At 59.0% G+C, this 9820-nt stretch carries 10 protein-coding genes and 3 pseudogenes; 10 read left to right on the forward strand and 3 right to left on the reverse strand.

Features of this window, described 5'->3' with window-relative positions; genetic code table 11:
- The first annotated feature begins 380 nt into the window (after positions 1-380).
- The 3 genes from NKI67_RS33450 to NKI67_RS33460 are packed head-to-tail and all read left to right on the forward strand — an operon-like array spanning position 381 to position 1407.
- Positions 381-761 (forward strand): hypothetical protein, encoded by a 381-nt coding sequence (locus tag NKI67_RS33450; protein ID WP_352649102.1) that lies wholly within the window; start codon positions 381-383, stop codon positions 759-761.
- Positions 761-1267, forward strand: coding sequence for a hypothetical protein (locus NKI67_RS33455; protein WP_352649103.1), 507 nt, complete (start codon positions 761-763; stop codon positions 1265-1267). Before NKI67_RS33450 ends, NKI67_RS33455 begins: the two co-directional genes overlap by 1 nt.
- The gene (locus NKI67_RS33460) at positions 1246-1407 is read left to right on the forward strand and encodes a transposase (protein WP_352649105.1); all 162 of its coding nucleotides are present in this window, start codon (positions 1246-1248) and stop codon (positions 1405-1407) included. The genes NKI67_RS33455 and NKI67_RS33460 overlap by 22 nt, the downstream gene beginning before the upstream one ends.
- Positions 1408-1722: 315 nt before the next feature.
- On the opposite strand, the gene NKI67_RS33465 is transcribed toward NKI67_RS33460, so the two are convergent.
- Positions 1723-2172, reverse strand: coding sequence for a hypothetical protein (locus tag NKI67_RS33465; RefSeq protein ID WP_352649121.1), 450 nt, complete (start codon positions 2170-2172; stop codon positions 1723-1725).
- Between NKI67_RS33465 and NKI67_RS33470 the strand changes: the two are divergent.
- Positions 2152-2360, forward strand: a pseudogene (locus NKI67_RS33470) (IS5/IS1182 family transposase); the annotation flags it as partial. The gene NKI67_RS33465 and the pseudogene NKI67_RS33470 sit on opposite strands and share 21 nt — an antisense overlap.
- Here the strand turns inward: NKI67_RS33470 and NKI67_RS33475 are convergent.
- Both NKI67_RS33475 and NKI67_RS33480 read right to left on the reverse strand, forming a co-directional pair.
- Complete coding sequence (locus tag NKI67_RS33475) at positions 2357-3799, reverse strand: amidase (RefSeq protein ID WP_352649107.1); 1443 nt, start codon at positions 3797-3799, stop codon at positions 2357-2359. The pseudogene NKI67_RS33470 and the gene NKI67_RS33475 overlap by 4 nt on opposite strands.
- Before the next feature lie 470 nt (positions 3800-4269).
- A complete protein-coding gene (locus NKI67_RS33480; protein WP_352649109.1) occupies positions 4270-4506 on the reverse strand; it encodes a hypothetical protein in 237 nt (78 codons plus the stop codon).
- 1083 nt (positions 4507-5589) lie between these two features.
- Between NKI67_RS33480 and NKI67_RS33485 the strand changes: the two genes are divergently transcribed.
- The 6 genes and pseudogenes from NKI67_RS33485 to NKI67_RS33510 form a co-directional block, all read left to right on the forward strand.
- Positions 5590-6822 carry an ATP-grasp domain-containing protein gene (locus NKI67_RS33485; RefSeq protein WP_352649111.1) on the forward strand — a complete coding sequence of 411 codons (1233 nt, stop codon included), beginning with the start codon at positions 5590-5592 and terminating at the stop codon, positions 6820-6822.
- A 335-nt stretch (positions 6823-7157) separates the two neighbouring features.
- A complete protein-coding gene (locus NKI67_RS33490; RefSeq protein ID WP_352649113.1) occupies positions 7158-7775 on the forward strand; it encodes a DJ-1/PfpI family protein in 618 nt (205 codons plus the stop codon).
- Positions 7747-7902 (forward strand): hypothetical protein, encoded by a 156-nt coding sequence (locus NKI67_RS33495; RefSeq protein ID WP_352649117.1) that lies wholly within the window; start codon positions 7747-7749, stop codon positions 7900-7902. The genes NKI67_RS33490 and NKI67_RS33495 overlap by 29 nt, the downstream gene beginning before the upstream one ends.
- Positions 7903-7906: 4 nt before the next feature.
- Positions 7907-8245 carry a hypothetical protein gene (locus tag NKI67_RS33500; RefSeq protein ID WP_352649115.1) on the forward strand — a complete coding sequence of 113 codons (339 nt, stop codon included), beginning with the start codon at positions 7907-7909 and terminating at the stop codon, positions 8243-8245.
- 213 nt (positions 8246-8458) lie between these two features.
- Positions 8459-9174: pseudogene (locus tag NKI67_RS33505) on the forward strand (autoinducer binding domain-containing protein).
- 470 nt (positions 9175-9644) lie between these two features.
- Positions 9645-9820, forward strand: a pseudogene (locus NKI67_RS33510) (hypothetical protein); the annotation flags it as partial.

The raw sequence follows: 9820 nt of genomic DNA on the forward strand, positions 1-9820 counted from the left end.
GCACCTGCGAGTGGGTCGCCGGCCTTCTGAGACACGACGCTATGGTTGAACGCAGGACCCGCAATGTCCTCAACCGCTATCTAGGTTGCGGTTAGAAGAGATCTCGGTGACTATTTTCCGAAGAAGTCGCCCGTGAAGAAAGCGATTTCCTCACCGGCGTTGAAGGCCTACCGGTTTCAGAGGCTATTCCGGTTGAGCTGCGGAGGGTCAGGTTGATCATGGCTGGACTCGTGACGCCGGAGCGGTTGCAAGCAGCGCCAGGAAGAAGGCAAACAAGAGCCTCAGCCAGTTGAGCAAGAGGCTGAAGATGATATGGGGCGAGCGGCGAGGGTGTGGCATCCTTCGGCGCTCCAAGAACATCCAACAAAAGGAGTGTCCCCATGTCGCAATCTTTTGACGCGAGCCGGTCCCTCACCGCTCTTGAGCAGGATAACACGATCATCGCCGTCATCGAAATGAGCAAGGCGAAGAGGCTGGTCGCCGCGCTTGTTCCGGGTCTCAAACGCCAGCCGCTCAAGAAGCTCGATGCCGATGCGCCAGCACTGTTGAAGCTGTTGCAGCGCTGGCGCGACGAAGCCGGCCGGGCCGGGCATCCGATCAAGCGCATCGCCGTTGCCTATGAGGCGGCTGGCGACGGCTTCTGGTTGGCGCGCTTTTTGCGGGCGCACGGCATCGAGGCCTACGCCATCCATCCCGCCAGCGTTGCGGTGTCGCGCGAGCACCGCCGCGCCAAGACCAATCGCCCGACACCGAGCCGTTGATGCGTGCCTTTCTTGGCTGGCTGCGCGGCGAGAAACGCCATTGCTCCATGGCTGCGATCCCGACCATCGAAGAGGAGGACGCGCGACGGCCGAGCCGCGAGCGGGAGAGCCTGGTCGGCGAGCAGACGCGGCTCGTCAACCGCATCAAGGCGGTCCTCACCCGCCTCGGCATCCGCAGCTTCCGCTTAAGCCTGCGCAGCGCGGCGGACAGGCTCGCGGCCATCCGCACGGCGGAGGAGACGCCGTTGCCGGACAACACCTGCGCCGAGCTCTCCCGCTTGCTTGCGCGGCTCAGCCTGGTGCGCGAGCAGCTCCGCACCATCGAGCAGGAACGCCTGCGCCAGCTGGCGGCCGCCCCCGGCTGCGGCGGCGAGCGGCCTGCACGCGATGGTACGCCTCATCGCGCGGATCATCGGCATCGGCGTCGAGACGGCCGACATTCTGGTCCACGAGGCCCTGTCGCGGCTTGCGCGATCGCCGCGCCGTGGCGCGCTATGCCGGGCTGACGGGGTCGCCGGACGAGAGCGGCCAACGCCGGCGCGAGAAGGGGTTGGCATGCTCCGGCAATGCCCGCGTGCGGCGCGGCATGATTCAACTGGCGTGGCGGTTTCTGAGCTTCCAGAAGGACAGCGACCTCGCCCAATGATACCAGGCGCGAACGGCTGATGGCCGCAAAACCACACGCAGACGATGATCGTGGCGCTGGCTCGCAAGCTGCTGATTGCGCTGTGGCGTCTCGTCACCACCGGCGAGGTGCCGCAGGGCGTCGTCTTGCGTGCGGCGTGATGAGGGGCACGTGGGAAGAGGAGAACAAGCCAATTGGCGGGCCCGCAGCAGGGTGTGCCGATGACGATCCGAGATGGCGGTGACCCGCGCTACAACATGGTGTTCTACAGGCCGTTCTGAAGAATGGGCCCGCCGCCCCGGAGCTTCGCCACCGATGCGCATGCTGCATCATGGTTCAGATCCACGGGGGATCTACCGCATACAAGTCTGCCGCGCGACCTTCGCCTGGCTCGGCGAGCTCGCCTCGGGATCTGTCGTCGGCGTTTTGGCCCCCGCAAGAAAGGGGCTCACTCGATCCGACAAAGCCTGCCGCCGTGCTCGTGACCGTCAAGGACAAGTCGCTGCGCGATGGGCCTGCGGCCCACCCTTGACCGTCACTGCGCGCGGCGGCCCGTTCGAAGCCCAAGGTCGGGACGAGGAGATGGTCGCCAACTGGCCGAACCAGAAGATGAGGAAATGAACGAAGAGCAAGCTTGACAATCATCGCCCCACACAAGTTGTAGCCGACGGCGGCGAGCATGGCGTTATTGGCGTCGCCTTCGGTGAAGGCCAGGAAGTTGGGGCCCAGGCGGTGGTCCTGCTTGAGATGGCCGATGAGCGGTTCGACGGGCGCACGAACCGTCACGGCGGCTACGCCGTCTGCCAGCGCATCGAGGAAGCGTTCGGCTGGATTAAGACGGTCGCCAGGCAGGAGAAGACCAAGTTCGGCGGCCGCGACCGAATCGGGTGGGCCTTTACTTTCAGTGCCGCCGCCTCCATTTGGTGCGATTGCCGAAGCTGCTGGCGGTGTCGAGGCTGATCGGGGCAACCTAAGTGATCGTCAGTTGTTCCCTGCTCGAACCTTTGGTCGTCGGTCGCCCGGAAGGCTTGGCCACTTCCAGATCGCGTGCCACACGGACCAGAGTGGCCTCGTCACCAAAGCGGCCAACGATCTGTATACCGATCGGCAGCCCGCTGGCGCTTTGTGCCAAAGGCAAGGACACCGAAGGTTGTCCGGTCACATTGAACACGCCAGTGTATTGACAAATCGCCGTATCCGCTTCCACGTATTCCTCTGCGGAGACCGCCGGGTTGGTTGCAGAATATATGCCCCCGTGCGGCACGGCCATGATTGGCATTGTGGGAGTCAGCAGAATGTCGAAGGCATGGATCGCCTCGCCCACGCGGAAACGCATTCTCCGGAGGGTCTCTTGAAATTCCGCCGCTCGGGAAAGAGGCAAATGGCGGCCATATCTATATCGTTTTAGGTTGACCGGCTCCAAGGTGTCCGCATTGATGGTACGCCCCATGGCCCGCGCCGCTTCTTCGAGCCAACTCGCGGTCGTCGGGGCGAGATATAATCTGCTGTACTCGACGGGCTCATATGGCCGGTCGATATCTATTACCGTGTGCCCCATTTCCTCCAGAAGCGCTGCCGTCGCCTCGACAGCGTGCAGCACTTCCGGATCGAGGTTGACCGCGCCCCAACTTGTTCTCGCGACCCCAACCCGCAAAGTGCCAGTGGGCTGTGAGAGCTCCTCCACATAACGACGGTTCGGCTGGACGATGATAAACGGATCGCCGGGATAGGGACCGGAAAAGACGTCAAGCGCCGCGGCAATGTCGCGGACAGTTCGACACAGAACAAACTCACGGCTGGCACCATACGATGCGTCCTGATTGTTGGGGCCGCCGGAAACACGTCCCCGGGAGGGATTTAGCCCGACGAGGCCGCACCAAGACGCGGGGATGCGAATTGACCCGCCGCCATCGTTGCCGTGGGCAATAGGAGTGATGCCGACGGCCACTGCCGCTGCCGCCCCCCCGGAGGACCCTCCCGCGGAGCGTTCCAAATCCCATGGATTGCCGGTGATGCCATTGAGAATGGATTCGGTCATTGCTGTAGACGCAAGCTCGGGTGTTGTTGTCCTTCCTATCGTTCGAAGCCCGGCATCTCGAGCGCGACGAAAAAAATAACTGTCGGTATCGGAACGGCAGCCTTTGAACAGTCGACTTCCTTGTTCCTGGAGGCGGCCAGCTTCGGTGGCCCCGATATCCTTTCGAAGGAAAGGCACGCCATGGAAGAGCCCTCCGTTCGAGCCGGCAACGGTTTCAGCATCTTGGTAGAATTCAATGACAGCATTGATGCGCGGATTGACCTCGTCGTGTGCCTCGCGGGCTAGGCGTGTCAATTCCAAGGGCGTCACTTCGCCCGCGCGTACGAGAGAGGTCAAACCAGTGGCATCGTACTCTACGTATTCACTTAGCTTCATTGCAGCTATCCCTTTCACCCTTTGCCTAGTGTCGGCGAACAGAACTGGATCCAACTTGAAACCGCGGTCGTCTTTCGAACGGCAGCAGAGCGAAAATTCAACCTAGACTAAAGAACAATCGATCCCGGGTCGCCGTTGTCAAATGTTATTTTGAGAGTTTTTTCGTCGGAAATTCAGATGACAAGATCGACCATGGGGCTCGCTGCTCACCCTCGGCCTTGCGATTGAAATCTGTTGCAACTGTTGGATGACCGGCGATGAGCCAGAGAGGAAAAAAGACGCGGAAAACTCTGGCGGATTCGATGGAATTTAGCGTGGCAGACCGTACGATTTCGTTGAAGCCGATGGCGCTCCGCGTAGCTGCAAACCGGAATGAGTTCGCGACAATGGAACCACAAGAAACGCCATTTTCGCTCGCGAAACGGAAGCTTCGTCTCTGCCCGAAAGATCGCCGTCTCAGACTGGTCTTCTTATAGATGGCTGGTGCGATGCTGGCCTCCTATTTCTGCGTCCGGTTGTCGAAGGTGAAGCGGACGATTCAACTTTTTGACGAAAGCGACGGTCATGCCAGCGACGTTGCCATGCGAGCCCATCTGATATTTGAAGCCGCCGCAGCCGCGACCATGATGCGAAAGCCTTTCGTCGGGCCGGCAGTCACGCGAGAGCGAGGTCTTCCCGGCGGCTGCATTTTCGGTGAGCGTGATCACAGGACGTCTCGCTACACTAATGCACTCGGGGACCTCCGGCGCATATACCCTGCCAGAGAGGGAGAAGTTTTACTAAGTAATGAGTTCGCGGATTTGCCATCCTGCCGGATGTTCCACATTGGCGGATTGTGTTGATTTAGTCGGCGTTATCGGATGGCGTTGTCGTTCCATGATTGACAGGATCGGGGACCGCTTCGGCCTGAAGCCCGACGTATTTGGCCGCCGACAGCCCCTACGGATCGGCAGCCAACCTCACCTGGTTGGTCAAGAAACGGAAGATCGCGCCGCATATTCCGGTGTTCGATAAGTATAAACGGACGGACGGCACTTTTTCGCGCGCCGACTTCATGCGGACCGGACTCGAATGAATATGCCTGCCTGGGTGGCAAACGGCTGGTGCAGTTCCGGCGCAGCTACAAGACCCGCTTAAGGCATCACCAGTGGGGGCACGCGGCTTTACCGCGCCAGCCAGCACGAGTGCAAGGTCTGCGAGCTGAAGCTGCAGTGCTACCCGAATATGACCTTCCGACGAACATCGTGGAAATTTGAGCATTTAGTTACAATATTAAACTTAGAAAAAGTTCATGTAATCTATAATTTACTTGAAATAACTTTATATGCTGCGGTGATGTGCTAAATCTGACGATGCCTGCCTGCCGCAGAGGCGCGCGGAGCTGCAGGCTTACAGCCGGCAGCTTTAGGGCATCAGTGACAACCTCCGGCGCAAAAAGGCTGCGGAACAGAGTCCATAGAACGCCTATGACCGTGGTCTCAACGTCGAAGGCTGGCAACCTCCTGCGCCAGTAATTGGGATGGCGTGCAAAGCGCTTCTTCACGCCTCGGATTGCATTTGACCTATGACACTGTCTGTCAGATTCAGCTTAAAATATTACAGATCAAATCGGCGATACTTGAACACCCTACCCTTCGATTCGAATTATTGAAATAAATTTATAAACTCTTTACGGCCACAGATCGCTGGCAATGGTACCTTCACCACAGGTCTGAGGTCAGGCACGAATAAAAGCCGACGGCAGTTTACGCTCAGACCGCCGCACAGCACGCAACGGAAGGTCGACGTGAATGGCAAGAAGAGCGCTCATCCTGGTTGAAGGGCACAAGATTATTGGTCTGCGATACGTGGAAGCGGCCCACCGTCTTGGGCTTCATCCAATCACCCTGTCGTCTGATCCAACTCAGTACGGTTATCTTGCGGCAGAAAGACTTGAGGCAGTCCAGGTCGATACAGAGAATCTCGACGCGCTGATCCACGAATGTTCCCGGCTACGTGCGAGCTATGATATTGCTGGCCTTACTGGCTTTGGGTCCCCCGGCGAGTCGTTCTATGCAACAGTTGGCAAGCTCTGCCGGCATTTCGATCTACCGGGACCGAACCCCGAATCTATCGAACGGTGCCGCGACAAATTCCTTCAACGTCAGCTCCTTGCGGAGGCCGGCGTTCCAATGCCTGCTTATCGCTTGGCATCTGATTTGACGGAGGTGGAAAGCTCCGCGGCGGAGATCGGCCTACCGGTTGTTGTCAAGCCAACCGCCGGCAGCGGCAGCAGAGGTGTCCGACTGTGCCGCAATGCCGATGAGTTAGCCGAACATACGACCTATCTCCTAGGTGGGAAGCACATATGGTGGTCTTCGCGGCGGATATTGGTCGAAGAATTTGCACAAGGCCCCTATTATTGCGCTGAGATAATGGGAAATGAGGTCATTGGGATTGGTGCCACCGAGTTCGGCCCCCCACCGTATTTCGTCGCCTATGAGAGCATCTTCCCGGCCCCGCTGACTGACGACGAGCAGGAGCGTATCGCCGATATATCGCTGAGCTGTCTGCGAGCTCTCGGCCTTGGCTGGGGGCCAACGAACATTGAATTTCGGTGGACGAAGCGTGGCCCAGTCGTCATCGAAGTAAATCCGCGCCTTGCGGGTGGAAGCAATCCTCGGCGGGTTCAGCTGGCTTTCGGTGTCGATCTCATCACCGAGCACATCAAGCTTGTCATCAGCGACAAATGCAATTTGCGCAGAAGGCGCTCGCATGTTGCGGCCGCGCGGCTCCTGGTTCCTGATCGCGACGGCCTCCTCGACTCGATCGATTGCGACAGGGCGGCTGCTATGCCCGGGGTCGCCGAAGTCAAATTGTACGTTGAACCCATGACCCCGATCGTCAGGAAAGGCGATTGCCAAGACACGGTCGGACATGTCATCGCCGTTTCAGCCTGCCCTGCTGAGACCAAGGCAATAGCTCAACGTGCCGTCGACTTGATCGATTGGTCGATCACACCATTTCCAAACCTTGGCGATTAGAGCATCTGCAGCCATTGCCTGCTTGTAAGACCGTATGTCCGCCTCTTTCGGTGAGGTGGCTCGCCCTACACTGCGCGTCCGAGGGTTGCTCGGGCGGCCGAGCCGATCCTCATCACAGGAGGACGAGCCGTGTAGAGCGCCTGGGGTTCTCGCACCTGGCGCTTCACGCCTATATCGAACCCTTTCGCATCGCCAACACGGTATCGAGCCTGCCGCTGTTCCGGTGGCGAATCGCGGGGCTTGACGCTCGGCCAATCGAGGGCGCCAACGGCCTTTCGGTTGCTGTTGATGTGTAGCGATAGACGAGCTGGTTCGGCTCGGACGATCGCAGATTCGTGACGGGCGAGCCGGTAGAACAGCAACTGACGCCTGAGCTCAACGGAGTTCGGCGAACGATGGCGCGTCGCGCGGTGCCGATATCTGCGGTTGGGACAGCGACATGGCTGCTCGCTCGGACGGGCCTTCTGGCAGGTGCACGCTGCACGATACGCTGGTCGCGGCTCGCTGCTTTCGCCGAAGTGTTCAACCAACCCCGCATAAGCGATTCCTTGTTTGTCAAGGACGGCCAGTATTCAACCTGCGCAGGAGAACTGGCAGCTTTTGAGTTGGCGGTCGATCTGATCGGCAGCCATGCCGGCGGGTATATTGCACAGGAGGTCTGCCGCCACGCGACTGTCCAAGGTCAGCGCTCAGGATCAAACCGCCAGACCGGGCCGTCGGGTCTAGCCTTTGCGGGTGTGAGCGACAAGCTCCTTATGGCAATGCGGATCATGGAGGAAAATGTGGAGTTCCCGCTGACAATGGAGGAGGTCGCGCACGGGCTGGAGTATCGCGGCGCCAGCTGGAACGCTCGTTCGCTTCCCATATCGGACTTCCGCCAGTGCGTCACATCTCCGGATTCGCACAGACCATGCGAAGCGCCTGATCGAAGGCACACGAATGCCCATCATTGACGTTGACATGGCCTGCGGGTTTACGTCTGCTTCGCACTTCGCAAAGTGCTTCAGAGCCTTCAATCGAATGTCGCCGCAGCAGTGTCGAGCGATAGTGCCGGCTTGGGTTGGGCCCGGCTTAAGATGATAGATTGGTATTTGAATTTAGCGGAGAACAGCGCCCCCTCTATCCATGCCAAATGTTTGGAGTCGATCTGCCCACCAACAATCAGAAAGCGGCGCAACAATACGTCCGGATCATACCGCTCAAAGCGGCGAGATGCGCCTATCCGTTGTCCTCTTCCCTGTCGACCGACGTTCTCCGCGGCAACCATTGGATTGATGACGGCTTTGATACGGCCCCGATCATGGTGGCGCAGGATGACTTCTCACGATTGCATGATGCGGGGACGGCGAGGATTTCATTTCGCCCCAAGAAGAACTCTTTGATTGCGCTTTTGCGTTGGGAAGATGCTGTAGCTTCTCGGTGATGGCCGTTCGAACAGTCCAGCGCAGCTGCGGTTGGCGACGACCGGTGCGAAGATCACGCAGCGCCGTGTGGCATTCTGTAAAGACGGTCAGCCCAGTCACTGCCTGCAACCCGGCCGCAGTTATGCGGCCCCGGCTTATGGCGGAGTCTCCAGGTCAGAATGGCGCGCAGCATACGGGATAAAGCCGATTGAGTCAGGACAATGACGAAGAACATGCCGCTTCTCTTCGAGACATTTCTGGAAAAGCTGTCGGAGAGTGTCGATGAAACAGATTTCCGGGATGCCATGGCTGGGGCAGCCGCAGCACTTGATCTACTCACCTTTGCTGCCATTGCAATCTTGTGGCGAGCCCAAGCTGATCTCGAATTATCCGCCTCCCTGGACCGCGCACTATCTGCAAAACCAGTATCAGAAACTCGATCCCGTCATCATGCGTGCGCGGTGTGGCGGCTGCCCGTTTCCATGGGGGTCGGATTTGCGTGGCGTTGAGATGTCGCCGGCTCAACAGAAGCTATTTGATGAGGCGGCCCAGTTCAGCATCCGCTGCGGTTTGACGATCCCGATTATCGATCGTAGAGGCTGTGTTGCAGCGATGATCTTTGCCGCTGATAAGCCCAATTCCGCGTTCCTGCGCGTTGCTGAGCGATACGAACAGGCGCTCCAACTCATGGCGACATGTTTTCACATGTATGCTCGTCGAAAGCTGTCCGGCAATCGAACAGTGGACGGTGTTTCGTTGACACCTCGTGAATATGAATGCCGTGCAATGGTCGGCGCGCGGCAAGTCCGCCTGGGCTATCGGCTGCATCTTGGGCATCAAAGCGCACACCGTCGCTTTCCGCCTCGACAATGCGAAGAAGAAGCTCGGCGTGCACACCAAGGATCAGGCCGTAGCCCTGCTGGCCTCCTCACGATCTTCAATTCTCTGAGAAACTGAATTCGTCTTTGGTCGTCCTGAGCAGCACAGGCTGTTTCGGCTGGCCATTCGCCTCCAATGCAGGGCCATTCCTTCCCAGACGCCATCATGGTGCAACTTATTGCACCCGATTGGTACGGTGATGTTGCGAACGAACTACATGCAATGAACCTTCTGCGATACCGCCTTTTCAAGGAGCGGCTCCACGGACGTACGGACGAATGGCGGGAGATCGGTTCGTACGACGCGTTGAAACCGCACTATACGATTGCGAGATTCCGACGGTCGTGTAGATGGTTGCGTCGCTTCCGTCGAGCGGGCCGACTATGCTTCGCCATACCGTTCCGGTGATGTTGGAAGGAAAGACGGCGCCCAAAAAACCGAGCGTCTGGGAAAGCACCCGCCTTGCGCTCGATGTTGCCTCATCCATCCCCGAAGGGAGCGGGTGGCGTTTCTGTTGGTGATTACGAGCTCTTCGCAGCTATGATCAAGTTCGGCCTGTCGCGCTGTGTCAGCCGAATTGTCACAGTCACCGATCTACGCATGGAGCGCATCCTTCGCCGCGCCGGCCGGCCTCGCGCTCAAGCGGCACATCGATCCCCACGCGCGTGCCGATCGAGACGAAGGAGAGCTACCGCTGGCTGGAGAACTTGCGCCAA

The sequence above is a fragment of the Mesorhizobium sp. M0408 genome, from assembly GCF_040321495.1.
Lineage (GTDB): Bacteria > Pseudomonadota > Alphaproteobacteria > Rhizobiales > Rhizobiaceae > Mesorhizobium.

Bases quoted from the DNA above. Each gene is read 5' to 3' on its own strand.
- NKI67_RS33450 (WP_352649102.1), top strand. From the start codon at position 381: ATGTCGCAATCTTTTGACGCGAGCCGGTCCCTCACCGCTCTTGAGCAG.
- NKI67_RS33455 (WP_352649103.1), top strand. From the start codon at position 761: ATGCGTGCCTTTCTTGGCTGGCTGCGCGGCGAGAAACGCCATTGCTCC.
- NKI67_RS33475 (WP_352649107.1), bottom strand. From the start codon at position 3,799: ATGAAGCTAAGTGAATACGTAGAGTACGATGCCACTGGTTTGACCTCT.
- NKI67_RS33485 (WP_352649111.1), top strand. From the start codon at position 5,590: ATGGCAAGAAGAGCGCTCATCCTGGTTGAAGGGCACAAGATTATTGGT.